Source organism: Pseudochrobactrum algeriensis (genome assembly GCF_018436245.1).
GTDB classification, from domain to species: domain Bacteria; phylum Pseudomonadota; class Alphaproteobacteria; order Rhizobiales; family Rhizobiaceae; genus Pseudochrobactrum; species Pseudochrobactrum saccharolyticum.
Window position 1 is genome coordinate 3,109,655 of record NZ_CP075361.1, and the last position, 24,422, is coordinate 3,134,076.

The 24,422-nt window shown below is 59.8% G+C and carries 33 protein-coding genes and 1 pseudogene; 22 read left to right on the forward strand and 12 right to left on the reverse strand.

Going from position 1 to position 24,422, the window contains the following annotated elements:
• Positions 1-67: 67 nt before the first annotated feature.
• The 8 genes from KHQ09_RS18550 to KHQ09_RS16465 all read right to left on the reverse strand — a co-directional run bounded on the left by KHQ09_RS18550 (position 68) and on the right by KHQ09_RS16465 (position 5,909).
• Complete coding sequence (locus KHQ09_RS18550; protein ID WP_213599363.1) at positions 68-874, reverse strand: DUF6691 family protein; 807 nt, start codon at positions 872-874, stop codon at positions 68-70.
• Positions 874-1,302: a YeeE/YedE family protein gene (locus tag KHQ09_RS16435; protein WP_213630863.1), complete on the reverse strand. Its 429-nt coding sequence runs from the start codon at positions 1,300-1,302 to the stop codon at positions 874-876. The genes KHQ09_RS18550 and KHQ09_RS16435 overlap by 1 nt, the downstream gene beginning before the upstream one ends.
• On the reverse strand, positions 1,299-1,520 hold the full coding sequence (locus KHQ09_RS16440; RefSeq protein ID WP_213599365.1) for a YgaP family membrane protein: 222 nt from the start codon (positions 1,518-1,520) through the stop codon (positions 1,299-1,301). Before KHQ09_RS16440 ends, KHQ09_RS16435 begins: the two co-directional genes overlap by 4 nt.
• Before the next feature lie 115 nt (positions 1,521-1,635).
• Complete coding sequence (locus KHQ09_RS16445; protein ID WP_374708325.1) at positions 1,636-1,950, reverse strand: ArsR/SmtB family transcription factor; 315 nt, start codon at positions 1,948-1,950, stop codon at positions 1,636-1,638.
• Positions 1,950-2,834: an MBL fold metallo-hydrolase gene (locus KHQ09_RS16450; RefSeq protein ID WP_213599367.1), complete on the reverse strand. Its 885-nt coding sequence runs from the start codon at positions 2,832-2,834 to the stop codon at positions 1,950-1,952. Before KHQ09_RS16450 ends, KHQ09_RS16445 begins: the two co-directional genes overlap by 1 nt.
• 115 nt (positions 2,835-2,949) lie before the next feature.
• The gene (locus KHQ09_RS16455; RefSeq protein WP_213599369.1) at positions 2,950-4,221 is read right to left on the reverse strand and encodes an MFS transporter; all 1,272 of its coding nucleotides are present in this window, start codon (positions 4,219-4,221) and stop codon (positions 2,950-2,952) included.
• A gap of 210 nt (positions 4,222-4,431) precedes the next feature.
• A complete protein-coding gene (locus KHQ09_RS16460; protein ID WP_213599350.1) occupies positions 4,432-5,454 on the reverse strand; it encodes an IS110 family RNA-guided transposase in 1,023 nt (340 codons plus the stop codon).
• Positions 5,455-5,588: 134 nt separating this feature from the next.
• Positions 5,589-5,909 (reverse strand): ArsR/SmtB family transcription factor, encoded by a 321-nt coding sequence (locus tag KHQ09_RS16465; RefSeq protein WP_238481671.1) that lies wholly within the window; start codon positions 5,907-5,909, stop codon positions 5,589-5,591.
• Between the two features lie 90 nt (positions 5,910-5,999).
• Between KHQ09_RS16465 and trxC the strand changes: the two genes are divergently transcribed.
• The 8 genes from trxC to KHQ09_RS16505 all read left to right on the forward strand — a co-directional run bounded on the left by trxC (position 6,000) and on the right by KHQ09_RS16505 (position 10,926).
• Positions 6,000-6,464 carry a thioredoxin TrxC gene (trxC, locus tag KHQ09_RS16470; RefSeq protein ID WP_213599371.1) on the forward strand — a complete coding sequence of 155 codons (465 nt, stop codon included), beginning with the start codon at positions 6,000-6,002 and terminating at the stop codon, positions 6,462-6,464.
• A gap of 17 nt (positions 6,465-6,481) precedes the next feature.
• Positions 6,482-7,774 (forward strand): NAD(P)/FAD-dependent oxidoreductase, encoded by a 1,293-nt coding sequence (locus KHQ09_RS16475; RefSeq protein WP_213599373.1) that lies wholly within the window; start codon positions 6,482-6,484, stop codon positions 7,772-7,774.
• A gap of 12 nt (positions 7,775-7,786) precedes the next feature.
• Complete coding sequence (locus tag KHQ09_RS16480) at positions 7,787-8,155, forward strand: DUF5368 family protein (RefSeq protein ID WP_213599375.1); 369 nt, start codon at positions 7,787-7,789, stop codon at positions 8,153-8,155.
• 23 nt (positions 8,156-8,178) lie between these two features.
• Positions 8,179-8,643 (forward strand): MAPEG family protein, encoded by a 465-nt coding sequence (locus KHQ09_RS16485; protein WP_238481672.1) that lies wholly within the window; start codon positions 8,179-8,181, stop codon positions 8,641-8,643.
• A gap of 33 nt (positions 8,644-8,676) precedes the next feature.
• Positions 8,677-9,021 (forward strand): cytochrome b/b6 domain-containing protein, encoded by a 345-nt coding sequence (locus KHQ09_RS16490; RefSeq protein WP_213599377.1) that lies wholly within the window; start codon positions 8,677-8,679, stop codon positions 9,019-9,021.
• Positions 9,022-9,214: 193 nt separating this feature from the next.
• The gene (gene dsbG, locus KHQ09_RS16495) at positions 9,215-9,916 is read left to right on the forward strand and encodes a thiol:disulfide interchange protein DsbG (RefSeq protein ID WP_213599379.1); all 702 of its coding nucleotides are present in this window, start codon (positions 9,215-9,217) and stop codon (positions 9,914-9,916) included.
• Positions 9,917-10,021: 105 nt separating this feature from the next.
• Positions 10,022-10,351 carry a thioredoxin family protein gene (locus tag KHQ09_RS16500; RefSeq protein ID WP_213599381.1) on the forward strand — a complete coding sequence of 110 codons (330 nt, stop codon included), beginning with the start codon at positions 10,022-10,024 and terminating at the stop codon, positions 10,349-10,351.
• Between the two features lie 11 nt (positions 10,352-10,362).
• Complete coding sequence (locus tag KHQ09_RS16505; RefSeq protein WP_238481673.1) at positions 10,363-10,926, forward strand: SAM-dependent methyltransferase; 564 nt, start codon at positions 10,363-10,365, stop codon at positions 10,924-10,926.
• A gap of 326 nt (positions 10,927-11,252) precedes the next feature.
• Here KHQ09_RS16505 and KHQ09_RS16510 read toward each other — a convergent pair whose 3' ends face one another.
• Complete coding sequence (locus tag KHQ09_RS16510; protein ID WP_213600068.1) at positions 11,253-11,954, reverse strand: IS6 family transposase; 702 nt, start codon at positions 11,952-11,954, stop codon at positions 11,253-11,255.
• An 84-nt stretch (positions 11,955-12,038) separates the two neighbouring features.
• Here KHQ09_RS16510 and KHQ09_RS16515 point away from each other — a divergent pair, with 84 nt between their 5' ends.
• The 5 genes from KHQ09_RS16515 (at position 12,039) to KHQ09_RS16535 (ending at position 13,739) form a co-directional block, all read left to right on the forward strand.
• Positions 12,039-12,341: a hypothetical protein gene (locus tag KHQ09_RS16515; protein ID WP_238481674.1), complete on the forward strand. Its 303-nt coding sequence runs from the start codon at positions 12,039-12,041 to the stop codon at positions 12,339-12,341.
• Between the two features lie 431 nt (positions 12,342-12,772).
• Complete coding sequence (locus KHQ09_RS18510) at positions 12,773-13,042, forward strand: DUF924 family protein (protein WP_272491712.1); 270 nt, start codon at positions 12,773-12,775, stop codon at positions 13,040-13,042.
• On the forward strand, positions 12,934-13,188 hold the full coding sequence (locus KHQ09_RS18620) for a DUF924 family protein (RefSeq protein WP_213599383.1): 255 nt from the start codon (positions 12,934-12,936) through the stop codon (positions 13,186-13,188). The genes KHQ09_RS18510 and KHQ09_RS18620 overlap by 109 nt, the downstream gene beginning before the upstream one ends.
• A 97-nt stretch (positions 13,189-13,285) precedes the next feature.
• On the forward strand, positions 13,286-13,516 hold the full coding sequence (locus KHQ09_RS16530) for a hexameric tyrosine-coordinated heme protein (RefSeq protein ID WP_213599385.1): 231 nt from the start codon (positions 13,286-13,288) through the stop codon (positions 13,514-13,516).
• 85 nt (positions 13,517-13,601) lie between these two features.
• Positions 13,602-13,739 (forward strand): hypothetical protein, encoded by a 138-nt coding sequence (locus KHQ09_RS16535; protein ID WP_213599387.1) that lies wholly within the window; start codon positions 13,602-13,604, stop codon positions 13,737-13,739.
• A gap of 55 nt (positions 13,740-13,794) precedes the next feature.
• Here KHQ09_RS16535 and KHQ09_RS16540 read toward each other — a convergent pair whose 3' ends face one another.
• Positions 13,795-15,744 carry a heavy metal translocating P-type ATPase gene (locus KHQ09_RS16540; RefSeq protein ID WP_213599389.1) on the reverse strand — a complete coding sequence of 650 codons (1,950 nt, stop codon included), beginning with the start codon at positions 15,742-15,744 and terminating at the stop codon, positions 13,795-13,797.
• Between the two features lie 170 nt (positions 15,745-15,914).
• Positions 15,915-16,526 (reverse strand): LysR substrate-binding domain-containing protein, encoded by a 612-nt coding sequence (locus KHQ09_RS16545; RefSeq protein ID WP_238481675.1) that lies wholly within the window; start codon positions 16,524-16,526, stop codon positions 15,915-15,917.
• A gap of 314 nt (positions 16,527-16,840) precedes the next feature.
• Here KHQ09_RS16545 and KHQ09_RS16550 point away from each other — a divergent pair, with 314 nt between their 5' ends.
• The 6 genes from KHQ09_RS16550 (at position 16,841) to KHQ09_RS16575 (ending at position 21,576) form a co-directional block, all read left to right on the forward strand.
• The gene (locus KHQ09_RS16550) at positions 16,841-17,437 is read left to right on the forward strand and encodes a TetR/AcrR family transcriptional regulator (protein WP_213599391.1); all 597 of its coding nucleotides are present in this window, start codon (positions 16,841-16,843) and stop codon (positions 17,435-17,437) included.
• Between the two features lie 18 nt (positions 17,438-17,455).
• Positions 17,456-18,589: an efflux RND transporter periplasmic adaptor subunit gene (locus KHQ09_RS16555; protein ID WP_213599393.1), complete on the forward strand. Its 1,134-nt coding sequence runs from the start codon at positions 17,456-17,458 to the stop codon at positions 18,587-18,589.
• Positions 18,586-19,719: an ABC transporter permease gene (locus KHQ09_RS16560; RefSeq protein ID WP_213599395.1), complete on the forward strand. Its 1,134-nt coding sequence runs from the start codon at positions 18,586-18,588 to the stop codon at positions 19,717-19,719. The genes KHQ09_RS16555 and KHQ09_RS16560 overlap by 4 nt, the downstream gene beginning before the upstream one ends.
• Position 19,720: 1 nt before the next feature.
• Positions 19,721-20,413 (forward strand): ABC transporter ATP-binding protein, encoded by a 693-nt coding sequence (locus KHQ09_RS16565; RefSeq protein WP_213599397.1) that lies wholly within the window; start codon positions 19,721-19,723, stop codon positions 20,411-20,413.
• Between the two features lie 135 nt (positions 20,414-20,548).
• On the forward strand, positions 20,549-21,031 hold the full coding sequence (locus tag KHQ09_RS16570) for a cytochrome b (RefSeq protein WP_213599399.1): 483 nt from the start codon (positions 20,549-20,551) through the stop codon (positions 21,029-21,031).
• Positions 21,032-21,198: 167 nt separating this feature from the next.
• Positions 21,199-21,576 (forward strand): hypothetical protein, encoded by a 378-nt coding sequence (locus KHQ09_RS16575; RefSeq protein WP_213599401.1) that lies wholly within the window; start codon positions 21,199-21,201, stop codon positions 21,574-21,576.
• A gap of 211 nt (positions 21,577-21,787) precedes the next feature.
• On the opposite strand, the pseudogene KHQ09_RS16580 reads toward KHQ09_RS16575, so the two are convergent.
• Positions 21,788-22,321, reverse strand: a pseudogene (locus tag KHQ09_RS16580) (IS6 family transposase); the annotation flags it as partial.
• 135 nt (positions 22,322-22,456) lie between these two features.
• On the opposite strand from KHQ09_RS16580, the gene KHQ09_RS16585 reads away from it, so the two are divergent.
• The 3 genes from KHQ09_RS16585 to tnpB all read left to right on the forward strand — a co-directional run bounded on the left by KHQ09_RS16585 (position 22,457) and on the right by tnpB (position 24,419).
• A protein-coding gene (locus KHQ09_RS16585) for an IS3-like element IS1133 family transposase (RefSeq protein ID WP_213599403.1) occupies positions 22,457-23,586 on the forward strand; the annotation gives its coding sequence in 2 pieces (ribosomal slippage) (positions 22,457-22,703 and positions 22,703-23,586; 1,131 coding nt in all).
• Between the two features lie 99 nt (positions 23,587-23,685).
• Entirely contained in the window at positions 23,686-24,072 is a 387-nt protein-coding gene (tnpA, locus tag KHQ09_RS16590; protein ID WP_213599405.1) for an IS66-like element accessory protein TnpA, read from the forward strand.
• Entirely contained in the window at positions 24,069-24,419 is a 351-nt protein-coding gene (tnpB, locus tag KHQ09_RS16595; RefSeq protein ID WP_213599408.1) for an IS66 family insertion sequence element accessory protein TnpB, read from the forward strand. The genes tnpA and tnpB overlap by 4 nt, the downstream gene beginning before the upstream one ends.
• Positions 24,420-24,422: the final 3 nt, after the last annotated feature.

Consider the following 24,422-nt stretch of genomic DNA (forward strand, 5'->3'; position numbering starts at 1 on the left):
AGAAAACCTGGTTGGGCGCTGTCACGAAGAGGGGGAAGTGACATCGCCCGATCGGACAGTAGGGGGGCTACTGCCCGATTAATGAATAGAGCGCCGCAGAGCGGGCACCGGAGCGGCAATAACCTAGGACCGGCCCGTCAATAGCCTCCAAAGCTTCTTCAAAACGATCGACCTGTGCGGCTGACGGCGCTCCCGCAACAGGAATATGAATCGCCTTCATCCCGTGCTTTTCGGCTTCTCGGGCGACGGCTGCGAAGGCCGGCTGGCCCGGCTCCTCGTTGTCGGGCCTTGCACACACGATCGCAACATAGCCGTCCCGGGCGAGTTGTGCGACATCCTCAGGACGAACCTGACCCGTCGTCGCAAATCGGTCGTCGATCTTCTTGATGTTCATTTTTCCGGATTTCCAAAAAAGATTGAATGGCCACATATTCAGGTTGCCTTCGCGGTCGCGCGCAGCCGCAGAATGTCGCGCAAGGCGCGCGACAGCGATGCCGCCGACCATAGAGCCGACGAACAGCCACGCATCACCATGGCCGAGGCCGAGCGCGGGAATGGCGCCGCCCGGGCAGAAGCCGGTGATGCCCCAGCCAATGCCGAATACGGCCGAGCCGGCAATGAGCGGGAAATCGAGATCCCGGCGCGGGGACAGGTGGAACATGCGATCAAATACTGGCGCCTCGCGCCGGAGGACAAATGCATAACCAATCGCGGTGACGATCAGCGCGCCCCCCATGACAAAGGCGAGCGAGGGATCCCAGGTTCCCGCGAAGTCGAAGAAATTCAGCACCTTAGCGGGATTAGCCATGCCCGAAAGCGCGATGCCGGACCCGAAGACCAGTCCGATAATGAGAGCGGAAAGAACGCGAACCATTATAAACCTCCGATGACGTGGCGGACGATAAAAACGGTGACGGCAGTCGATGCCATGAAAGTCAGCGTTGCAACGATCGAGCGGGGCGAAACACGCGCCATGCCGCAAACGCCATGCCCGGAGGTGCAGCCCGAACCGAAATAGACGCCGGCCCCAACAATCATCCCCCCGACAATCAGCCACGGTGCGGGGGTGGGGCTTTCAAAGGGAATGTCATAGCCGGTCATGACGACGATCAGCGCCGGCGCGCCGACGGCTCCGGCAAGGAATGCCGCCCGCCAGCCCCAATCGTTAGAGAAGGGCGGCACAAGGCCGGAAAGGATTCCGGTCATACCGGCAATACGGCCGTGAAACGCCATTAACAACACTGCGGCGAGGCCGATGAGGCTGCCGCCAAACAGCGACAGCCACGGGGTAAATTCTGTCATTGATCCTTGGTCCTTGATGTCGAGAGATTAAAGAGTGCATAGGCCGGACAGAAGCGGACGAGGCCGGTCACCGCGAGCACGAGCCCGACAATGACGAAGATCCAGGTCCACAGCGGGTTGGTGAACAGCGCCCAGCCGGTAACGAAAGGGGCGACCAGCAGGAGGACACCGATGATGAGGCGGGCGATGCGATCCGGGGTTCTGACATTGAGTTTCATAGCTGTTTTCTTTCGCTAGCAGAGGTTGAAAACGCAAGAATAGTCGGATTTATGTATCTACGCAATTACGAAAATATTAGGTAGAATTGAGACCCCGGACAGGTGCGCCACCCGCCTATTTGCAGAACAGCTGATACATGGTGTGGACGAAGGTTTCGACGCGCGGATCGGCCAACCGGTAGAATACCTGCTTCCCCTCCTTGCGTCCGACAATCAGGCCGGCCTCGCGCAGTTCAGCGAGCTGTTGCGAAAGACCTGGCTGGCGGATACCGAGCCCATCCTCGAGTTCGCGCACCGACCGTTCGCCCTCGACGAGAGCACAAGCGACCAGCAGGCGATCAGGGTTGGCGAGCTTCTTAAGGAACGCAGTGGCTTCACCGACTTTCCCCCTCAGCTCCCTTGCTTCATCCGTGATCAGCATCATTTCCATCAGTCGTCCCAGGCAGCGCCTTCGAGTAGGTTCATCGGAATCTTGAGGTAGCGCCTACCGTTTTCCTCGGGTGCAGGCAGACGTCCCGCATTGGTGTTGATCTGGAGGGCGTGCAGGATCAGCTTGGGCATCGCAAGTGTCTTGTCACGCGCGTCGCGTGCGGCAATGAACTCTGCTTCGGTCTTATGAACCGACATGTGGATATTCCTGGCTTTCTGCTCGGCCACGGTCGACTCCCACAAAGGTTCGCGGCCGCCCGGCTGATAGTCATGGCCGGTAAAAATGCGCGTCTCGTCGGGCAGCGCGAGAATGTCCTGAATTGATTCCCACAATTGCTGCGCACTGCCACCAGGGAAGTCGGCGCGGGCCGTGCCGCTGTCGGGCATGAACAGCGTGTCGTGAACGAAGGCAGCGTCTCCGATTACGTAGGTGATCGAAGCCAGCGTATGACCCGGCGAGAACATCACCTTCGCGTCGATATTGCCCACTTTGAAGGTCTCGCCATCGGCGAAGAGCTTGTCCCACTGCGAGCCATCGGCCGGGAAGTCGGGCCAGTTGTAGAAATCCTTCCAGAGCGTCTGGACCTCGACGACCTTCTCGCCGATGGCCGTCGGCGCGCCGGTCTTGTCCTTAAGATAGGCGGCGGCGGAAAAGTGATCGGCGTGCGGGTGCGTGTCGAGGATCCATTCGACCTCGTAGCCCTTCTCGGCAATGAACTTGAGAATATTGTCGGCATGCGTCGTGGCGGTCGCCGCCGACTTCTCGTCATAGTCGAGCACCGGATCGACGATGGCGCATTTTTTCGTCTCCGGGTCGGCGACGACATATTGGATCGACCAGGTGCGTGGATCGAAGAAGCCAGTGACTTCAGGCTTGGTTGTCATGGGATTTTTCCTCTTGCTCATTTCTTGCGACCGCTGAGCGGCTGACACTCACATAATATCGCTTACATTTTTTCGCAAGCATTATTTTGTGATTGATAAGTTTTGCCTTGTGAGCCTATTCCGCCGGCGTCGCGGGCACGGTTCGGGCGCTCTGCCAAAGCAGCGGCACGAGGATCAGCGCGACGGCCGGAAAGATCATCCAATTGATCGTCTGCCAGCCGGACGCATGCAGCAGCGCGCCGGCGAAAAAGGACGCCGCGGCTACCGTCCCGAAGATCAGGAAGTCGTTGGCTCCCTGCGCCTTTCCGCGCTCGGCCTCAGTATGACAATCCGTGACCATGGCGGTCGCGCCGATGAAGCCGAAATTCCAGCCGACGCCCAGAAGGATCAGCGACACGTAGAAATGGACGAGCTGCAATCCGGCGAGAGCGAAGACGGCCGAAATCGCAATCAGCAGGAGCCCGAACGCCGTCACGCGTTCCTTGCCAAAGCGAGCCATCAGATGGCCGGTGACGAAGCTCGGCGCAAACATGGCGAGCACATGCCACTGGATGCCGAGCGCCGCGTGATCGACCGAATGACCATGGCCGACCATGGCGATGGGCGCTGCCGTCATCACGAACACCATCAATCCATAGGAGACGACGCCGGCGGCGACGGCCAACATGTAGCGTGGCATCAGCAGGATCTGGGTCAACGGCCGTCCGGTGTCCTCGCGGCTTTTCCCGGCTGCTGCTGCCTTTGGCGTACGCAGCAGCAGCAGAATGGGAACCGCCATCAATGCAAGCGCGGCCTGGCTGAGAAAGCTACCGACATAGGGTGTCCCGGGAACCGCATCGCGGGTCCAGATCACGAGTTGGGGACCGATGATCGCGGCGATCAGGCCGCCAATCATTACCCAGGAGATTGCTTTGGCCTTGAGTTCACCGGTCGCCGCATCGGTCGCCGCGAATCGGTAGCTCTGCACATAGGCGGCGTAGAAGCCGGCGATGAAAGTGCCGATGCAGAAGATTGCGAATGAAGTGGCAAAGATGCCCCATGCCGCCACGAGCCCCGCCGCCATGCCGAAACCCGTCCCGAGCAGATAGCCGTTACGCCGTCCGATCTGGCGCATGACAAAGGCTGCCGGCAGCGTGCCGACGGCAAGGCCGAGGTTGAAGAGGCTGACCGGCAGCGTCACCAAAGCCGGATCGGACGAGAGCTGCTGCCCCACAAGACCCCCGAGAGAAATAATGATCGGCGGGCTGGCCGCACCCAGCGCCTGCGCGGCAGTGAGCACATAGATGTTGCGTCGGGCAAACGCCTGATTGTCCGGGTCATGTGTGGACGGCCTCCGTTTGGCAAGATGTTTTTTGATATTTCTGACAAGCTGGTCGAGTGCAGGCATGTGTCCGGCCTATTGATGCGGCTATAACATGCCGCTGGCCCTGATGAAGTCCGCAGATTGAGTTCCTTACAAGTCCTCGCGCTTTCATGCGCAGCCCCGGAATGCGGAGTGTCTCAATCCCGGCTTTTGACCGTTTGTCATCATACCATGAGCATCTCACCTCTTGTTTGTTGCGTTCAGCCTCTGAAGCAACAATGACAAAAATACTTGTTAGATGCGTTGCACACCAAATGTGGAACCGTGCACCATAAGCGCCCAGACAATTCGAGCCATTTTATTGGCTAACGCGACAGCAGCAACCATATAAGGTTTGCGCTCCAAAAGCCCGGCGGCCCATTGTGTCGTTTGAACAGTACTTTTCTTGCGAAAGCGTAAGACGGAATGTGCTCCGAGAACAAGAAGACGCCGTAAATATGGATCACCTTGTTTGGTGATACTCCCCAGCCGGTTCTTTCCTCCCGACGAATTCTGGCGAGGAACCAAACCTATCCATGCCGCAAGCTCCCGGCCCGACTTGAACACTCTAGGATCAGTGATCGTAGCGCTCAGCGCGCTTGCTATTATCGGCCCAATGCCTGGCACGCTTTCCAAGCGTTTGCTCAATTCATTTTGTTTATGCCAAGCATGAATTGATTTCTCCAAGCCTATTATTTCGTTGTGAACTGCTTTCATTTGGCGCACTAACGGCAATAAAGCCATGCGGGCAACTGTTGGTAAGCTCGCATCTTCTTCACATTCGATTACCTCAACAAGTTGCATTGAGCCAACAACGCCTTGGCGGCTAACAAGACCAAGTTCTGCTGCATGAGCACGAATGGCATTAACGATCATAGTACGTTGTCGAATAAGGTGTTCCCGAGCACGGTGGAGCATGATCACGGCCTGTTGTTGTTCGCTCTTTATAGGTACGAAACGCATTGTAGGGCGACTAACAGCTTCGCATATAGCTTCGGCATCTGCCGCATCATTTTTCTGCCGCTTTACATAAGGCTTGACGTAAACTGCTGGCATTAATCGCACATCATGCCCTAATTCCTGCAGCGAGCGCGCCCAATGATGAGCACTGGCGCAAGCCTCCATTCCAATTAGACATCGTGGGATGCGACTGAAGAATGGCAAAACATCGCTTCGTGACAGTTTTCGGCGTAGAATGACACGCTCCTGACTATCAACTCCATGAATTTGAAAAACGTTTTTAGCTAAATCAATTCCTACCGTTGCAAGTTCTGACATAACCGTTCTCCTTGGTGGCTTTTAAAAACAACCACACTATCGCACAAAAGCGGATCAGGAGGCCGTCCACCACATCATGTCCATTCTCGCTTTGCCCTGGCGAAGAGCATCGCGAGGGGTTGAGGTCGTTAAGGTCAGGTGTCGGGTTCGCAGTAGTGAGCGTAGAGCACGCTCACGACCTCGCGGGCGATGTCGGATTCGATGCGATACCAGATCGTCTGACCATCGCGGCGGTTGGCGATGATGCCTTCACGGCGCAGCAGAGCGAGATGCTGCGAAACGGTGGAATCACGAATTCCCACAAACTCCGCGAGCTGGCCAACGGACTTCTCTCCGTCGATCAGGCGGCAAAGGATCAAGAGGCGGTGATGGTTGGACAACGCCTTCATCAGTTCGCTCGCCTGATCGACGGCGGCGCGCATTTCATCGGGGTTGATAGCGACTTTACTATTCATTCTTGCGTATCTACGTTATTTCGTATATCTAGTCAACAGAAATCCTCCTCCATCAAGCCGGAGGCGGGCCGTCAACGGAGTATCGATCATATGTCTGGTAACCACCAGATCGTCTGTCCCGGATGCGGCGCGGTTAATCGCGTGCCTGCGGACAAGCCCGCGGCGGCGGGCAGGTGCGGAAAATGCGGCAACGCATTGTTCAGCGGCAAGCCGCTCGACGCCGATGCCGAGATGTTCGCACGTCAAACCACCCGTTCCGACATTCCCGTTCTCATCGATGTCTGGGCGCCCTGGTGCGGTCCCTGCCGCATGATGGCACCGGCCTTCGAGGCCGCTTCCGCCATCCTCGAACCGCAGATGCGCCTGCTCAAGCTCAATTCGGAGGCGCACCACGGCGTTGCAGGCCGCCTCGGCATCAGAGGCATCCCGACCATGCTGCTTTATGCCGGTGGCCGCGAGATCGGGCGGGTATCCGGAGCCATGAACACCCAGCAAATCGTTGGATGGGCCAAAGACCAGCTCTCAGGGGCTCCTGCCGCGCACAAAACAACTTAACCCCAAGGGAGGGAGATATGGAAAGACGGCAATTTCTGGTGGGAGCGGCAGCTCTTGCCTCAGTCGGTTTGAGTACGGAAGCCGCGCAGGCTCAAACGTCGAACTCAAGAGCCCGTATCGTCATAGCAGGTGCAGGCGCAGCGGGATTGGCTCTTGCGTCGCGGCTGCGCCGCGCCATGCCCAACGCGACCGTCACCATCATCGACGCCAAGAAGGAACATCATTTCCAGCCAGGCTTCACCTTGGTCGGCGCCGGGATCTGGTCTCCGGCCCAGGTGACGGAGCGAAATGTCGACTACATGCCGCGCGGCGTCGAATGGGTGGAGGCCGCAGTTGCCGAATTCGATCCCGAAGCCAACGCCGTGGTGACCACGACCGGGCAGCGGATCGACTATGATTTCCTGATGGTCGCAACCGGGCTCAAGCTCAATTACGAAGCCATCGAGGGCATGGATGTTTCCCTGATCGGCCGCGATGGCATCGCCTCGATCTACGCCGGCCCCGAACAGGCCAGAGCTTCGGCAGCCGTCATCGATGGTTTCATCGACGCTGGCGGCGTCGGCCTGTTCGGCCGTCCTGCCGGCGAGATGAAATGTGCCGGCGCTCCCCTCAAAATCACCTTCATCACCGACGACAAGGCGCGCAGCCGCGGTCGCCGTGGTTCGGTCGAACTGATCTACAATGCGCACAACCCTGCGGTCTTTTCCGTTGTGCCGGTCAATGACAGGGTCGCCGAAATGTTCGCCGGCCGCGATATCGCCGTCAATTACAGCCATGTGCTGAAGGCGATCGACCCCGGCGCGAAGCAGGCGACCTACGCCACCGAAAGCGGCGATATCACGCTCGATTACGACTTCATCCATGTCGTCCCGCCGATGCGCGCACCGGATGCCGTGCTGGCAAGCCCCCTGCCTTGGCAGGACGGCGCGCTTGCCGCCGATGGCTGGATTGAGGCTGACAGGGCGACCCTGCGTCACCCGCGCTATCCGAACGTGTTTGCCGTCGGCGATATAGCCGGAGTGCCGCGCGGCAAGACGGCGGCCAGCGTCAAATGGCAGGTTCCCGTTGTCGTCGACAATCTCGTCGCCGAAACAGCCGGCCGGACACCGCAGGCGGTCTACAATGGCTACACCTCCTGCCCGATGGTCACCGGCATCGGCAAGGCGATGCTGATCGAGTTCGACTATGACGGCAATCTGATCCCCTCCTTCCCGTTCATCGATCCGCTGAAGGAATTGTGGGTGTCCTGGCTGATCGAGGAAAAGGGCCTGCTCGGGGCCTATCGCGCCATGCTGCGCGGGCGCGCATAGGGAGAAGCGACCATGAGCGATTTTGATCTCACGACGATCTATTTCATCCTCTCCGAGAGCATGGGCGGCTGGCTCTGGGGGTTCGTCGTCCTCGCCGTCCTGCTTCTCGCCGCGATCGTGGCCGGCATCATGACGCTTCAGAAGAACGGCACGCCGGCCCGGCGCCCACTGGTTGCCGCGCTTGGGGCGGGCCTGGTGACCACGATTATCTTCACCTTCCTCGTTCCAATCTGGACCTTGGCCGGAGCCGGCGCGCTCGCCGCACCCATCGACGTCCTGTTTGCGGCTCTCTTTGCCCTTGTGCCGGGCGGGGTGGTCGGATCGGCCGTGTTCATCATCATGGCTTTCGCTTCCAATCGGCGGGTGGCGGCAATCGCCTGATTAAGGCCGAGTAAGCATTTCCGATGGCCCGCCTGGCGGGCCATCGTCGGTCAAACAACAAATCATTCATGTTCAGCAAAGGTATTCTGATGGTCTTCCCACAGGTGACGGCGTTCTATGCCGCTCTGCTTGGTCTGGTTTTCACAGGCCTGTCGTTCTGGGTGGTCAAGGCTCGTGCGCACCACAAAGTCGCAATGGGAGATGACGGGCAATTCTCGCTGATCCTGCGCATCCGGAGCCATGCCAACTTCGCGGAATACGTGCCGTTGGGGCTGATCCTGATCGCATTCAACGAAATGGCCGGCCTGGATCCCTGGGGAATTCACGCACTTGGCGCAGTCCTTGTGCTTGCGCGCATCGCTCACCCTATCGGCATGGCCGCGTCTGAGGGGTCGCCGCTGCAAAAGCCATTTCGCGGCTTCGGCGTCCTTGGCACCTGGGGCGTGATCCTGATCTCTTCCCTGATTGTGCTCGCCGGACTGTTCTGAATTGCTCAGGCCTGGAACGCCGCCGCAGATGGCTTGCCGGTTTCGTTCAACCCGCTGATTCTGGCGCATGTCGCCGGCGGCGTGCTGATCCTGGCTCTAGTCGTCTGGCGACTCGTCCTGAAATCGCAAAGGGCCGCGCCTCCGCCGCCGGACAACGAACCCGCCCTGCTACGGATGGTGGCGCATTGGAGCCTCTATGGCCTGCTCGCCGCCATCCCGGACATCGACATGGCGGCCTGGTTCGGTGGTGTCGAGGCGGCCGCGACCGCTCACGGTGTGCTGAAGGTCCCGCTGATCGCCTTGATAGCCCTTCATCTGCTTGCGGTCATTTTCCATCATCTGATCCTGAGAAACCCGATACTGAAACGGATGGTCTGACATCAAGGCACCGCACGCGAGTGAGGAAGTTCCGGCCTTAAGCCTGCCTTAAGGATCGAGAGCGAGCAATCGGCCGACCATGAACTCCACGTACCAGGCTGAACCAAAAAGCATGAAGAAGCTCCTGCTCACCGCGGCCCTTGCCTCCGCGCTTTCCGCGTGTAGCGATAGCGATGAGCCCGGGGGCCGTCCTGTGAGCAACACCGACGCGCCAGTGCTCGATACCCTGAAAGCCCAGGGGCTCACCATCCACGGCCCGCTCGATGTGCCCGGCGGTCTCGATGCATTCGCTGCCAGCGTGGGTACGCAGGCGCTCGCCGTCTACGTCATGCCTGACTCCGGCTATGCTCTGATCGGGACGTTGATCGACGAAGCGGGCAATCCGGTTGCTGACGAAGAGCTGCGTCGCATCGTCAGCGAGCCGATTGAACAGGGTGCGTGGGACTCGCTAGAGGCCGCCGGCTGGGTCGGTGATGGCAGGCCCGATGCCGAGCGTATCGTCTATGTCTTCACTGACGCCAATTGTCCGTTCTGCAATCAACTATGGACCTCGGCGCGACCCTGGGTCGAGGCCGGCAGGGTGCAGTTGCGCCATGTCATGGTGGGCGTGATCCGGGCGGATTCAGCCTCGAAGGCAGCAGCGATCCTCGAAGCAGAGGACCCGGAAGCTGCCCTGGCCTTCAACGAAGTCCATCATTCCGAAGGCGGGATCGCCCCGCTCGAAACCATTTCCGACGAAAGTAATGTCCAGCTTAACGCCAATGTCGAACTGATGCGTCAGCTCAGCTTCAGCGGCACTCCGGGGCTGATTGCCAAAAGCGACGATGGATCGCTGAGATTCCAGAGCGGTGTTCCGCGCGGGGCGGCGCTCGAGGAGCTGTTCGGACCGCTTTAGCAAGCCGAAAGTCACAAGAGGCAGGAACGATGCAGCCAGAAACAGCGCAAACAAGGGAAGAAAAGCGAGCGCGATTAACGCGGCGAGCGCTTCTGGCGGGCGGCCTTGCCGCGCCGGCTGTGCTGCTGGCGACACCGCTTTGCGCTGGTGGACATCAGGGCGGACTGGTGCGCGGTCTGCCATCGTATCGAGCGCGAAATCCTTTCCCACCCGACGGTGAGGCGAAATCTTGAACATGTGCCGCTGCTGAAGATGGACGTCACGGCCATGGACGAGGCCAATCGCCAGCTTCATGCTCATCTTCGCGCCAGCGGACCGCCCACGTTCTTCGTCGTGGACGCCGCAACGGGCGCGGAATACGATCAGACCCGATCGCTGGGATCGTTTTCAAGACGCAATCTGATCCGGCGCCTGGCGCCGTTTTCGGGGATCTGAAGGAACTACGGATGACGGTAAACCGCTGGGACGAACGCTATCGCGGCGAGGACTATCTATTTGGGCGCGAGCCGAGCGCCTTCCTGAAGCGTGAAGCCGATCGCTTCGCAAAGGGTAGCAGCGTCCTTGCGGTCGCCGATGGCGAAGGACGAAACGGCGTGTTTCTCGCCGGTCTCGGTCTCAAGGTACATGCCATCGACGCCTCATCTGTCGCGCTGGAAAAAAGCGCGCGCCTGGCCCGTGAATCAGGCGTTGAGATCAAGCTTGAACAAGCCGATCTTGCCGATTGGTGCTGGCCACGCGAGACCTATGACTACGTTGTCGCGATCTTCATCCAGTTCGCGGACCCGGCAATGCGGGCGCAGCTCTTTGAGGCGATGAAGCGCGCCCTGAGACCAGGCGGGCTCTTGCTGTTGCACGGCTATCGTCCCGAGCAGGTGGAGCTTGGCACAGGTGGGCCGCCGCAGCGCGAGAATATGTATACGCGCGACCTGCTGATCTCAGCATTCGGCGACTTCGAAATCCTGCACCTGCAGGAGCATGATGCGACGATCCACGAAGGCAGCGGGTCATAGCGGGCCTTCGGCCCTTATCGACCTCGTCGCACGCCGGCCCGCCGTCAGCCCTTAAGGTTGGCTTAAGGTGACGCCCATGTCCTGCGCACACAGCAAGTGACGCAAGGACACTGTTTTGAGTACGCAGATTCGTTATCCCAATACGCTGGGGCGGCGCGGGTTTCTTATTGGTGCAGTTGCGCTGGTCCTGGGAGGCTGCTCGGCGACAACCCGGCGTTCTCAGACGACAACGCCGGCAACTCCGCCTCCCCCCTCACGTCCAATACCGCCCATGGTGTTGTCTCGTTAAGTTTCTCTGACCGGAAAGGCCCGTGGCTCGTAGATATTCAGGCGAAACAGGCCGCAATTTTCCATGCATCAAAAGCTTCGAGGCGATGGTAGCGAATTGTGTGTGCGGCTCGGCGACGAGATGGAACAGAGAAACAATTGCGGGTCGCTGAGTGCATGGAGACGAACCGTTGCAACGCTCCAGGCGACCGATGACCTTGCATGGTTCGCTCCCGTTTCCTAAACGGCAGATGGCTATTTTCGGCCCGATTATTGAGGCCCTTGTGCGACCAATGGTCAAGGCCGGGTGCCACTTCTGCCTTTGCTGCACCGTAGGAGCGGAGCTTATCGGTGATGATCCGTTTGGGAGCAAAGCCATAGCGCTTCATTAACGCCACGAGCAGTCGCTTTGCCGCCCTTTTATCACGCCGCTTCTGCAAGATTTCTTCGAGAACGGAGCCATGTTGATCCACCGCACGCCAGAGCCAGAATTTCTCTCCAGCGCATTTGACGACCACTTCGTCCAAATACCAAATATCGCCGGGGCGCGCCTGACGCCGCCGCAAGTTGCGTGTGACCTGGGGTCCGAACTTGGCGATCCAACGACGAACTGTCTCGTATGATACGTCAATTCCACGCTCAAGCAGCATTTCTTCAACTTCACGCAGACTAAGGTTGAACCGCAGATAAAGCCACACCGCATGAGCAATAATCTGTGGCGGAAAACGGTGACGCTTGAAGATGATATCTGATGTCTGCATCGCCAAAATTTACGCCCAAACCGTCAGGTAGGCAACTGTAGCCCAGTTAACGTGACAACACCCAAACTGGAGTTAATCCGGAAGATGAAGGCAGATGGCGCGCATGTCGCCATGGTCGGCGACGGTATCAACGACGCGCCGGCGCTTGCCGCCGCCGACACCTCGATTGCCATGGGCGCGGCCGGCAGCGACGTCGCCATCGAGACCGCCGACATCGCACTCCTGAAGGACGATCTCGGCAATATCCCCGAAGCGATGGCGATCTCGCGCGCGACGCTGGGCAATATGCGGCAGAACCTCGTCATCGCGCTGGTGACGGTGGCGGGGCTGCTGGCGGGCGTGTTCTCTGGCAATGTCCACATGGCCGGCGGCATGCTGGTCCACTAGCTTTCGGTGCTGATCGTCATCGCCAACGGCATGCGTCTGCTGCGCGTGCCGAAGGCCTCCGCACCCGGCGGGAGGGCTTCAAAAGCCGCCACTGCCCTTCCCGCAACTGAGGCCGCACGAGACTGAAGCCTTCCTGGCAAACCCCGCTCCGGTGAGCTGACCCAACCCTGTCTCATCGCTCGCAGCTGCCGGAAAAAATCGATATGAATACCAGGACCGCCCCGTGGAACGACGTTCTCGACTTCTGGTTTCCCGAAGGCCGCTCGTCAGGGATAGCGGCTGGAACTCATCGCGATCACTGATCGTGGCGGCTGCACGGCGGTGCGGACGACAAAATCGTCGCGCGCTTCGCCGACCTCACGAGCAGCGCAGCTTCAGGTGATCTCAACGACTGAGCCAGCGCCCCCGAAGGCAGGCTGGCGCTCATCATCGTGCTCGACCAGTTCTCGCGCTCGCTTTGGCGCGGCACGCCACGCGCATTCGCGCAAGACTCTGCCGCGCTGTCGCTGGCGATGGAGGGGTTCTCCAACGGCCACTACGCATCGCTGGGCATGCCCTGGTTCAGGATCGTCTACAGTCAGCCCCTTGGCCATTGCGAAGGCCCGGATCAACTCGGGCGCATCGATCTCTCATCAAGCTTCGCGAAGAGATCGCAGCGGACACGCCTGCTTCCCTTCAGCCGATATACCAGTCACTGGTGAAACAGGCCCGTGATGTTCGCAAGGTCATCGCCGCTTTCGGTCGTCACCCGCACCGCAATCAGGCCCTCGGCCGAGAATCGACGCAGGCGGAAGAAGCTTACATCGCGAAAGGTGATTTCCCGCACGAAAGGGCGTTTCAGGCGTGACGCCTGGAGGCGAAGCGTATCGCGGGTTGATGCTTTCGTCGGCTGCTCGGATAGATTACGGTTGTTGCGTATTCATATTCTCTGAAAGGAAAACATCATGGCTGACACTTGGCTTCCCTCACTCAAGACAGCGACCCCGCAGGAGGGGTTCGACCTTGCCACTAAAATGGCGCGGGTCGGCGTCAAGGTAACCCAGCCTTCCGCCGAGATTCGCGACAAGTTGCGCGCGGTCTACGATCAGGACACCGCGCAACTGATCGCTTCCTCACAGGTGATCGCCATCCATTTCCAGACGGTCGCGGCCGACAACAATTACTGGCGCGACTGAAGCCCTCGCCTACGACTGACACCCTGGTGTCAGTCGTAGGCATTTCAGTCAAAGTTTCAGCCCTCGCAATCGCAGCGCATTGGCGATGACACTGACCGACGACAACGACATGGCGGCGGCCGCGATGATCGGTGACAGGAGCAGGTTGTTGCTCGGTATGGTCATCGCCACCTTCGGCCGTCATTCGAACCACAGGTTCTTAACCGCAATCGACACCTGCTGAAGAGTAATCATTTTCCTCATCTATGCGCGTTTCGGACGGGATTGCCGCCATCCGATCAAACTCCTGACTGATATGAAGGCTCTACAGGATCGACGTCCGGTGCGCGACGCAGTGAGACCTCACTGCGCGCCCGGATTGGATCTGCAAGCAACCTGAGGCCGTTCAGCACCACCAGCACCGTGCCGCCTTCGTGTCCGACGACCGCGAGGGGCAACGGCAGGGCGAAAAACAGGCTCGAGGCGACCAGAAGCAGCATCATGCCGATGGCGAAAATCAGATTCTGACGGATGATCCGGCGGGTGCGGCGCGCCAACCGATGCGCGGCGGCAAGGCGGGCCATGTCCTCCGACAACAGTGCGACATCGGCTGCCTGCAAGGCGACGTCGCTGCCCGCTGCGCCCATGGCGATGCCGACATCGGCCCGCGCCAGCGCGGCGGCGTCGTTCACCCCGTCGCCGACAAAGGCCACCTTTCCATTCTTTGCCAGTTCGCCCACCAGTCGGACCTTGTCTTCAGGCAGCAGATCGGCATGGACATGTTTTGCCTCCAGCCCGAGTTCCGCGGCGATCCGCAAGCCGACAGGGCGCCGGTCGCCGGTCATCATGGCGATAGTATCTACCCCAGCCGCCCTGAGCCCAGCCAACCCCGCGGCCGAGGTCTCGCGCGGACGGTCGGCGACGGTGAGTGCACCATAGACCCGATCTCCCCGCCCCAGCCACACCACGGTCTGGCTACCGTCCGTCAGTTGCGCATATTCTGGATTGTCGAGCGATGCGCCCATGCGCGCCGCCATACGCGGATTCCCGGCCCAGAGCGCACCTACGGCATCTTCCCCGGTGATCCCCTCACTGGGCACGGTTTCGACATCGCAGACCTCGACGGCGGCGATACCTCTCTCCTCGATGTAGAGGCGGATAGCTTCGGCAATTGGATGCTCGGAATGCGCCTCAAGACCGGCGATCAATGACAGGAACCGCTCTTCGGGTTCCTGCGTCACAATTTGCGTCACCTCGGCCTTGCCGGTGGTCAGCGTACCGGTTTTGTCGAAGGCAAAGATATCGACCTCGGCCAGCGTCTCCAGCGCCGCGCCGCCCTTGAACAGAACACCGCCCCGCGCGGCCGCCGCCAGCGCCGAGAGGATCGCGGCCGGAACCGATATCACCACCGCGCAGGGGCTGGCCGCGACCAGCAGCGTTGCTGCACGATAAAGCGCATCCTGCATCGTCCAGCCAAGCGCGAGAAATATAGCGAGAGCCAGCACCGCGCCAGCGAGAACCGCGATGGTGTAGCGCTGGCCGAACCAGGCGCTGAACCGTTCGGATGGAGCGCGCGACGCCTGGGCCTCGGTCACCAGTTCGATCATCCGCGCCACGGTGCTTTCCGCGACCGGACGGGTAACGCGGACGAGCAGCACGGCGTTGAGGTTTACCGTGGCCTCGAACACCTTTGCGCCGGGGCCTTTGCCGACCGGCATCGATTCGCCGGTGATCGTCGCCTCATCGAGCGAGCCTTCGCCTTCCGCCACCTCGCCATCGGCCGGCACGCGCGCACCGGGGCGCAGCACCACCAGGTCGCCAGCTGCGAGATCGCCCACCGGTACCTCGGTAACCGTTCCATCCGAATTGCGCCTGAGCGCGGTGTCGGGACGCAACGCCATCAGCGCCTCGACCGCATGACGCGCCCGGCTCATCGCCCGCTGCTCCAACGTGGTCGACAAGCTGAACAGCGTCAACAGCACCGCTCCTTCGAGCGTAGCACCCACCGCGGCGGCGGCAAGGGCGGCCACGATCATTAGAAGATCGATGTCGAGAATCCGCTCACGCCAAAGCGACGTCAGGGCCCGGACTCCGGTCGGCACACCACCGGCCAGATAGACCAGCACGAGACCGACCGGCCCCCAAAGGCTGGGGCTCAAAAAGGCATCGACAGTCGCAAGCGCCATCCCGGCAAGCGTGATGCCGGTCAATGCTGTCATAAAGCGGTCGGAAGAAAGGTCGATTTGCACGTTGTGTTCCTGGCTGTGCCGCGACGGCGGTAGTGGCTGGAGAGCCCGGGCAGCGGCGCGCCATACGGGCTGGCGTTACATTCCCGGTCGATCAGGTTCCGTTATTCCTTTTCCATCACAGCATCGAGCTTACCTCCAGGACCGCACCATACAGAAGAGATAAGGATGAATCATACCATGCCCGTCCGGAGATCGCTCGTCTGCGGGCGACGACCCTCCAGAAGGTCGGCGTCGGTGGCGAGCGCACCAGCCATGAAATCCATGAAGGCACGGATACGGGCGGTGTTGCGCAAATCCTCATGGGGCAGCAGCCACAGATCGAGCTGGAAATCTTCCGGAAACATGGCGACCCGGACAAGGTCGGGCGCGCCGTCGGCTACAGCGCAGGGCAGCGGCGCAAGGCCGATTCCGGCCCTCGCCGCGGCAATGGCGGCCGCAATCGAATTGGTGCGGTAGATCGGTTGCACTCCGGGCAGCCAATCGGCCAACTGATGACCGACCGCTCCATGTGACTGGCCGAAGCCGATCCAGTCGTTGCTTGCAAGATCGTCATCGATCCCCCGGGTGGTACGGTCTGCCGAGGCGTAGGCTCCGAAGGCCAGCCGGCCGACGCGCCGACCGACCAATATTTCCTGCGGCGCGTTGCCGATGCGCAGTGCGACATCGGCCTCGCGTCGGGTCAGGTCCAAGGGAGTGTCCGAAACGATCACTTCCAATTCGATCCCTGGCTGCGCTGCATGAAAGGCGGCCAAATGCGGCGGCAATAACCCGATCGCCAGCATATCGATAGCTGTGATGCGGATAAGCCCGCTCAGGCGCTGGTCCTATCCGGTCACCTGACGCGACAGGGCGATAATTTCCTCGTCGATCCGGATGGCGGTCTATTGCATGGCCTCTCCGGCGCCCGTCAGCGCAGATCGTCCCAGTTCTGGTTCTGTACATCCATGAAAGATCACCCCTTCCAAGCCTGATCCCATTGCCGGCAGCATGCCGCCATCTTGCTGGCAACACCGCGCGTTCGCTTTGCCCGTCAGAAAAGCTTGACCACGATCATTGCTTCATTTAAGTATGTGATTGCTCACTTACTAGGTGCTTTATGCGAAAATCTACGGAATTACGCAAGGCCGAAATCGTCGCGGCCGTCCTCGACCTGGCCGACCAGATCGGGCCGGATCGGGTGACGACAGGTGCTGCCGCAGCGGCTGTGGGCGTCAGTCAGGCCGCCTTGTTCCGGCATTTCCCGACCAAGGCCGCGATGTGGCTTGCCATGGCGGATCATGTGACCGGGGAACTGGCAATAGCCTGGCAACGGGCCATGACTGGGACTGATGGCCCCATCGACCGGGTCACGGCGCTGGTGGTCGCGCAGCTTGGGCAGATCGCGGCAACCCCGGCGCTACCCATGCTGCTGTTCTCGCGCGAGCTGAATGTTGGCAATGAGGATTTGCGCGCTGCCTTTCGAGGCCTGCTGATGAAGTTTCAGGGGCTGATCGTGACCGAACTGGCTCGTGGTCAAGACGCTGGCCTCTTGCGCCGCGAAGTCGCTCCAGAGGATGCCGCCGTTTTGCTGACGTCGCTGGTGCAGGGCATGGCGATCCGCTGGTCGTTCGGCGCGCGCAACTTCTCCCTGATCGGGGAAGGCAAGCGGGTCCTTGAAATACAACTTCGGCTTTTGACCATGAAGGAGGATTAGGCCATGCGGCGGCGGTGGATGTTCGGTGCGGCGGCGGCGGTTCTGGTGCTGGGCGCGGGTGTGCTGTTCCTCACCGAGCGGCCGCTCACAGTCAGCGTGGTGCAACCAGAGCAGGATGTGGCCCTGCGCATCTACGGCCTTGGCTCGGTTGAGGCGAGGATCCTCAGCCGGGTCGGGTTCGAGGTTGGCGCTACCCTGACCGGGCTGGCCGCTGACGTCGGGAACCGGGTAGTCAGAGGGCAGGAACTGGCGACCATTGATCCAGCCGAGCAGGAGGCGCGCACCGCCCGCGCCCGCGCTGCGGTCGAGGCCAATGTCGCCGCGCTCGCCCGCGCCGAGGCCACGGTGGCGCGGGCCCGCAGCGTACTGGCGCAGCGCCAGGCGGCAAATCAGCGTCAGCAGGGATTGGCGCAGCGCGATGTGACCTCGATCCAGCGCGCCGAGGAAGCGCAGCGTGACGAGGATGTGGCCCGTGCCGATCTTGCGGTCGCCGAGGCGGATGTGGCGGTGATCCGTGCTCAGCGCGCGGACGCGGCCGCCGCACTGGAACAGGAAAAGGTTCTCCTCGCCCGCCATCGGCTGAGCGCACCCTATGACGCGGTGATCGTCACGCGCCATGCCGAAGCGGGAACGGTGGTACGGGCCGGCGATCCGATCTTCACCCTGATCGCTCCCGAAACGGTCTGGATACAAGCCTATGTCGATGAGGAGCGCGCCGGCCAGCTTGCGCTTGGCCAGCCCGGCACGATCCGGCTGCGCTCACAACCGCAGGCTGAGTTCCAGGGTATTATCGCCCGCATCGGGCTGGAAAGCGATCGGGTGAACGAGGAACGCCGGATCTGGCTGACCTGCACGGACTGCCCCCAGCCGATGTATCTCGGCGAACAGGCCGAAGTGCGCATCACCACCGGCAACCGCAACAGTGCACTGATGGTGCCGGAGGTCGCGATCACCGGTTTCGAGGGGCATCGCGGCCGGGTCTGGCTGGTGCGGGACGGACGGCTGGAGCAGGTCGAACTGACCTTCGGCGCGCGCGACGATCGGGGCCGGGTCGAAGTCACGGGCAGCCTGCCGGACGATGCCGCCATCGTCGCCCAGATACCGCAAGGCGCAACCGAGGGGCGGCGGGCGCGGACCAGGACCACGCCATGAACCTTGCTCTCAAGGATATACGCCACGGACTGTTCCGCTTCGTCCTCACCTGTTTCGGGTTGGGGCTCTTGATGACGGTCGTGCTGTCGATGATCGGCATCTATAACGGCCTTGTCGCCGATGCGCTGGCGGTCGTGAAGGCTCCGGCGGCGGATGTCTGGGTGGTCGAGAGCGGCACCAAGGGCCCGTTCGCCGAAGCTTCGAACATCCCGCTGACCACGCGCGATGCGGTGGCGCGCATGCCCGGCGTGGCCGAGGTCGGTGCGATCAACTTTCAGAACATCGAAGCTTCCCATGCCGGCGCGTCGCTCCGGCTCTACGTCATCGGCTATGAGCCGGGACATCCCGGCGGGCCGCAGCGCATCGCCGAAGGGCGCAGCATCGGCACAAGCCATTTCGAACTGGTGGCAGACCGCAAGACCGGTCTTCTGACCGGTGAGACGATCCGTCTCGGGCGCAACCGTTTCACCGTGGTCGGGCTGGTCGAAGGGGCAATGAACGCGGGCGGCGATCCAGCGGTCTATATCACGCTGCCCGACGCGATGGCATTGCAGACCGAGCTTGACCCCGCAGCCCAGCGCGTTCAGGCGGCGCGAGGCGCCGTTTCGGTCAAGTCCGCTTCGGTCGCGGCCGTGATTGCAAGGGTAGCGCCGGGCGCGGATGTCGAATTGCTGACCGCGACCGTGCGGCAGTGGAAACATCTGGCAGCCCTGACGCAAGCAGAGCAGGAAGACATTCTGGTCTCGTCAGTGGTGGATCTGGCGCGGCGACAGATCGGTCTGTTTCTCGGCATCCTGCTCAGCGTTTCAGCGGTAGTGATCGCGCTCATCATCTACACGATGACGATGGAGAAGCTGAAGCAGATCGCCACGCTGAAACTGATCGGCGCGCCTGACCGCACCATAATCGGGCTGATCGTGCAGCAGGCGCTGATCCTCGGGGCTTCGGGCTGGGGGATCGGGCTTATGCTGATCCTGACGGTGAAGGACTATTTCCCGCGCCGGGTGGTACTGGAGCCGTTCAACGTGATGGTGCTGGCCGGGATCATCTTCGCCGTTTGCATCGCCGCCTCAGGCCTTGGCGTACGGGCGGCGATGAAGGTCGATCCCGCTACGGCTCTGGGGAGCTGACATGGCGGGCGGTGAAATCCTCATCGACGTGAAAGGTGTGGCCAAGCATTTCGGCGAGGGCGAAACCCGTGTCGATGCGCTGCGCGACGTCGACCTTCAGGTCCGCGCCGGCGAGGTCATTGCGCTTCTCGGCCCCTCGGGTTCGGGCAAGACTACACTGCTCAACGTCATCGGCTGCATCCTGACGCCATCGGCGGGCCGGGTGACGTTGGACGGCGAGACGGTGTTTGACGGGCAATGGCTGCGGCGCGACCTGCGGAGGCTCAGGCTGGACAAGATCGGCTTCATCTTCCAGACGCACAACCTTCTGCCCTTCCTGACCGCGGAGGAGAACGTTGCCGTGGTCCTCGACCTCGCCGGCTGGCCGGTTGAGAAGGGTCGGACGCGTGCCGGCGATCTGCTTGGCTATCTCGAAGTCGACCACCGCGCCGCAGCCAAGCCAGCGCTCCTATCGGGTGGCGAGGCGCAGCGAGTAGCCATTGCACGGGCGCTGGCCAACCGTCCCCGCATCATCCTGGCCGACGAACCGACCGCCGCGCTCGACAGCAAGCGGGCCGGGCTGGTGATGGACCTGTTGCGCAAGCTTGCCGTCGAGCAGGAAGCCTGCATCGTCACCGTCACCCATGACGAGAAGATTTTTGACCGTTTCGACCGCCTGATCCACCTGCGTGACGGCCGGCTGGCGGATGCCTGACACGGGAGGATTGCCAGAAAAATGAGACCCCTGAGCATTTCCATCGCCGCCGGTTCGGTCCCGTCGACAGGTGGAACGGCGCACGACACTGACCGATTTTGAGAACCCAAGCGACCTTGAAAAGGTGTAACCAAGATGCAACCGATATCCTATTCCAAAGCCCAGATCGTCCTGCACTGGACCATTGCGGCTCTCGTTTTCTTCCAGATACTCATGCATGAAGGCATCGTTCAGGTATGGGACGGGCGGATGAAGGGCACACTGCCGAACGAGCCGACGATCAATCCCCACGCCATTGCCGGCGTGCTGATCCTGGTCCTGGTTCTGTGGCGGCTGGTGCTGCGTCGTCAACGCGGCGTTCCGGGTCTGCCGGAATGCGAACATCCGGCCCTGAAGGCCCTGGCCACGGGCACGCATTGGTTGTTCTATATACTTCTGATCGCCATGGCGCTTTCAGGGATGGCTGCCTGGCTTCTTGGTTTGGAGACGGTGGGCACCGTCCACTCCATTGCGCGATACGTGTTGATCCCCCTCATCGCACTCCATGTCGTGGCAGCTTTTGCCCAACATTTCTGGTTCAGGACGGATGTGCTTCGGCGCATGCTCGGACTGGCTTAGAGCCTTGGACGAACAACCTGCAAACGGTCTGGCTGTTTTGGGATGACCCTCCAACATTCTCCCGGTTCAAGCAGATCACCCCCGAGGCAGGAAGCTCGATCGCTACAGTGACCCATAAGAGGCCGTGCCGCAACCGACTGCCCGACACCTAACACTGGAGGATTGCTATGACCGCAAGACACCTGTCTGTTTCCATCGCCGCCGGCGTGGCAGTGGTGTTTGGCCTGGCTACCGTCGTTTCCGGCGGCCGCGCACTCTTCGGCGGCGTGGACATGGGCGCGGTGGTTCCATTCGTGCTCTGGTTCAACTTCGTGGCCGGCTTCGCCTATCTGCTGGCAGGGCTCGGGCTCTGGCGCGGCGCGGCCTGGGCACCTGCCCTGTCCATCGCTATTGCAGCGGCTACGGCCGTGGTCTTTGTTTGCTTCCTTTGGCACATCTGGGACGGCGGGGCCTACGAGAGCCGTACGATGGCCGCGATGGTCCTGCGGCTCGGCATCTGGGTTGCTATTTCGACAGTTGCGGTAAATATCCGATGGCCACGATAGAGGCTCGCGACGACTGCGCTGGCGAGTCGACAGGCATTCGCTTTGTCCCGTGTCGCGATATCGCGAAGTTGGTGGATTGGGATTAACTGAATTTGGCGCCGACCAGCTCATGCAAATGCTCAAGGTATGCGGCCAAAAAATTCTTCAGAACCCATAATGGTGTTGTCTCGTTAAGTTTCTCTGACCGGAAAGGCCCGTGGCTCGTAGATATTCAGGCGAAACAGGCCGCAATTTTCCATGCATCAAAAGCTTCGAGGCGATGGTAGCGAATTGTGTGTGCGGCTCGGCGACGAGATGGAACAGAGAAACAATTGCGGGTCGCTGAGTGCATGGAGACGAACCGTTGCAACGCTCCAGGCGACCGATGACCTTGCATGGTTCGCTCCCGTTTCCTAAACGGCAGATGGCTATTTTCGGCCCGATTATTGAGGCCCTTGTGCGACCAATGGTCAAGGCCGGGTGCCACTTCTGCCTTTGCTGCACCGTAGGAGCGGAGCTTATCGGTGATGATCCGTTTGGGAGCAAAGCCATAGCGCTTCATTAACGCCACGAGCAGTCGCTTTGCCGCCCTTTTATCACGCCGCTTCTGCAAGATTTCTTCGAGAACGGAGCCATGTTGATCCACCGCACGCCAGAGCCAGAATTTCTCTCCAGCGCATTTGACGACCACTTCGTCCAAATACCAAATATCGCCGGGGCGCGCCTGACGCCGCCGCAAGTTGCGTGTGACCTGGGGTCCGAACTGGCCGGACACATGCCTGCACTCGACCAGCTTGTCAGAAATATCAAAAAACATCTTGCCAAACGGAGGCCGTCCACACATGCCTCGGTTTCGTTCCGGTCTTTTTGAGAGCATTATTTGTTATCAAGGAGACCATATATGTCATTAAAGCATAGTGATGAATTTAAGCTTGATGCAGTTCGCATAGCACTCACTAGTGGCTTAACACGCCGTCAAGTTGCGTCAGATTTAAGTATTGGGCTTTCCACGCTTGGGAAATGGATCGCATCAATTTCCGATGAAACTAAAATTCCTACCCAAGACACTGATCTTCTGCGTGAGAATGAACGTTTACGCAAAGAGAACCGTATCCTTCGGGAGGAGAGGGAGATATTAAAAAAGGCAGCAATATTTTTCGCAGTACAAAAGCTGTGAGATTTCAGTTTATTACGGATTACCGTGGCTCTCTCTCACGTTCACGCATATGTCGTTTGATGGGCGTAACAGATCGTGGTTTACGTGCATGGAAACGCCGTCCTCCATCACTGCGCCAGCGTCGTGATCTTATACTTCTAGCGCATATACGTGAGCAGCATCGGTTGTGTTTGGGGAGCTATGGTAGGCCGCGTATGACAGAAGAGTTGAAAGCGCTGGGCCTGCAGGTTGGGCAGCGTCGGGTTGGACGTTTGATGCGCCAGAATAACATTACAGTTGTTCGAACGCGTAAATTCAAACGGACAACGGATAGTCATCATACCTTCAACATTGCACCGAACCTATTAAAACAAGACTTTAGCGCAAGCGCACCCAACCAGAAATGGGCAGGCGATATCACTTATGTTTGGACCAGAGAAGGATGGGTCTATCTTGCTGTTATCCTTGACCTGTATTCCCGTCGCGTGATTGGCTGGGCAACAGGTGATCGATTAAAGCAGGATCTTGCATTAAGGGCACTGAATATGGCGTTGGCTTTACGCAAACCACCACCGGGTTGTATTCAACACACAGACCGTGGGAGCCAATATTGCGCTCATGAATATCAAAAGCTACTGCTCAAACATCAATTGCTGCCGTCCATGAGCGGGAAAGGCAATTGTTTTGATAACTCCGCAGTAGAAAGCTTCTTTAAATCATTAAAGGCTGAGTTGATTTGGCGCAGACACTGGCAAACAAGGCGAGATATTGAGATTGCAATCTTCGAATATATAAATGGCTTTTATAATCCACGCCGAAGACATTCAACACTCGGCTGGAAATCGCCGGTGGCATTTGAGAAAAAAGCCGCTTAAAATGAGAGATAGACCGTAAGCGGTGTTTTGGCCCCACATTCTGTTTGATTTTCTGATCTGTCATTAAGAGGCTTTGAATGGACAGACCGGAGTTTCTCGATGGAGCCTCGAATAGAGTTTCTCACAACAGATCAGAGTAAGCGTGGTAAACATCGCCAGTGGTCGACCGATTTAAAGGCGCGGATTGTTTCGGAAAGCTTGCGGCCTGGCGTGAGCGTCCAGCAAGTCGCAGAGCGTTATGGCGTTCGCGCAAATTACCTGTCTTCGTGGCGCACACTGGCGCGCAAGGGCAAGCTTGTGTTGCCTCCACCTGAGGATGAAGTGGAGTTTGCAGCAATCGTTGTCGAGAAGCAAACCATCGAACCGGTAACACCAACCACTTCTCGCGTTGAGATATTCAGCGGTTCGGTCATTATCAGATTGGAAGAAGGTGTGTCCGCGTCCCGGATTGCAGCTGTTGCAAGCGCGCTTGCGGCTCAATCATGATCTTTCCTTCAAATCGGGTGCGGATCATGGTGGCAACAAAGCCTGTCGACTTTCGTAAGGGCCATGACGGGCTTGCTGCATTGGTCAAAAATGAATTGCGCAAGGATCCATTCACGGGAACAGTATTTGTCTTCCGTTCGCGCAAGGCAGATCGATTAAAGCTGATTTACTGGGATGGCACAGGCATGGTGCTGGCTTATAAGCGTTTGGAAGCACATAACTTTAGCTGGCCAAAGATCCGTGATGGGCTGATGTCATTGAACCACGTACAGTTTGAAGCCTTGTTTGCAGGACTGGATTGGCGGCGCGTCCGCGCTGTGGAGATACGAGCGCCGATCACTGTTTGACAG

Excerpts from the sequence above, each read along its gene's own strand:
- KHQ09_RS18550 (WP_213599363.1), bottom strand. The coding sequence starts at position 874 with ATGGTTCGCGTTCTTTCCGCTCTCATTATCGGACTGGTCTTCGGGTCC.
- KHQ09_RS16435 (WP_213630863.1), bottom strand. The coding sequence starts at position 1,302 with ATGACAGAATTTACCCCGTGGCTGTCGCTGTTTGGCGGCAGCCTCATC.
- KHQ09_RS16440 (WP_213599365.1), bottom strand. The coding sequence starts at position 1,520 with ATGAAACTCAATGTCAGAACCCCGGATCGCATCGCCCGCCTCATCATC.
- KHQ09_RS16445 (WP_374708325.1), bottom strand. The coding sequence starts at position 1,950 with ATGGAAATGATGCTGATCACGGATGAAGCAAGGGAGCTGAGGGGGAAA.
- KHQ09_RS16450 (WP_213599367.1), bottom strand. The coding sequence starts at position 2,834 with ATGACAACCAAGCCTGAAGTCACTGGCTTCTTCGATCCACGCACCTGG.
- KHQ09_RS16455 (WP_213599369.1), bottom strand. The coding sequence starts at position 4,221 with ATGCCTGCACTCGACCAGCTTGTCAGAAATATCAAAAAACATCTTGCC.
- KHQ09_RS16460 (WP_213599350.1), bottom strand. The coding sequence starts at position 5,454 with ATGTCAGAACTTGCAACGGTAGGAATTGATTTAGCTAAAAACGTTTTT.
- KHQ09_RS16465 (WP_238481671.1), bottom strand. The coding sequence starts at position 5,909 with ATGAATAGTAAAGTCGCTATCAACCCCGATGAAATGCGCGCCGCCGTC.
- trxC (WP_213599371.1), top strand. The coding sequence starts at position 6,000 with ATGTCTGGTAACCACCAGATCGTCTGTCCCGGATGCGGCGCGGTTAAT.
- KHQ09_RS16475 (WP_213599373.1), top strand. The coding sequence starts at position 6,482 with ATGGAAAGACGGCAATTTCTGGTGGGAGCGGCAGCTCTTGCCTCAGTC.
- KHQ09_RS16480 (WP_213599375.1), top strand. The coding sequence starts at position 7,787 with ATGAGCGATTTTGATCTCACGACGATCTATTTCATCCTCTCCGAGAGC.
- KHQ09_RS16485 (WP_238481672.1), top strand. The coding sequence starts at position 8,179 with ATGGCCCGCCTGGCGGGCCATCGTCGGTCAAACAACAAATCATTCATG.
- KHQ09_RS16505 (WP_238481673.1), top strand. The coding sequence starts at position 10,363 with ATGACGGTAAACCGCTGGGACGAACGCTATCGCGGCGAGGACTATCTA.
- KHQ09_RS16510 (WP_213600068.1), bottom strand. The coding sequence starts at position 11,954 with ATGCAGACATCAGATATCATCTTCAAGCGTCACCGTTTTCCGCCACAG.
- KHQ09_RS16515 (WP_238481674.1), top strand. The coding sequence starts at position 12,039 with ATGAAGGCAGATGGCGCGCATGTCGCCATGGTCGGCGACGGTATCAAC.
- KHQ09_RS16530 (WP_213599385.1), top strand. The coding sequence starts at position 13,286 with ATGGCTGACACTTGGCTTCCCTCACTCAAGACAGCGACCCCGCAGGAG.
- KHQ09_RS16535 (WP_213599387.1), top strand. The coding sequence starts at position 13,602 with ATGACACTGACCGACGACAACGACATGGCGGCGGCCGCGATGATCGGT.
- KHQ09_RS16545 (WP_238481675.1), bottom strand. The coding sequence starts at position 16,526 with ATGCTGGCGATCGGGTTATTGCCGCCGCATTTGGCCGCCTTTCATGCA.
- KHQ09_RS16550 (WP_213599391.1), top strand. The coding sequence starts at position 16,841 with ATGCGAAAATCTACGGAATTACGCAAGGCCGAAATCGTCGCGGCCGTC.
- KHQ09_RS16555 (WP_213599393.1), top strand. The coding sequence starts at position 17,456 with ATGTTCGGTGCGGCGGCGGCGGTTCTGGTGCTGGGCGCGGGTGTGCTG.
- KHQ09_RS16560 (WP_213599395.1), top strand. The coding sequence starts at position 18,586 with ATGAACCTTGCTCTCAAGGATATACGCCACGGACTGTTCCGCTTCGTC.
- KHQ09_RS16565 (WP_213599397.1), top strand. The coding sequence starts at position 19,721 with ATGGCGGGCGGTGAAATCCTCATCGACGTGAAAGGTGTGGCCAAGCAT.
- KHQ09_RS16570 (WP_213599399.1), top strand. The coding sequence starts at position 20,549 with ATGCAACCGATATCCTATTCCAAAGCCCAGATCGTCCTGCACTGGACC.
- KHQ09_RS16575 (WP_213599401.1), top strand. The coding sequence starts at position 21,199 with ATGACCGCAAGACACCTGTCTGTTTCCATCGCCGCCGGCGTGGCAGTG.
- tnpA (WP_213599405.1), top strand. The coding sequence starts at position 23,686 with ATGGAGCCTCGAATAGAGTTTCTCACAACAGATCAGAGTAAGCGTGGT.
- tnpB (WP_213599408.1), top strand. The coding sequence starts at position 24,069 with ATGATCTTTCCTTCAAATCGGGTGCGGATCATGGTGGCAACAAAGCCT.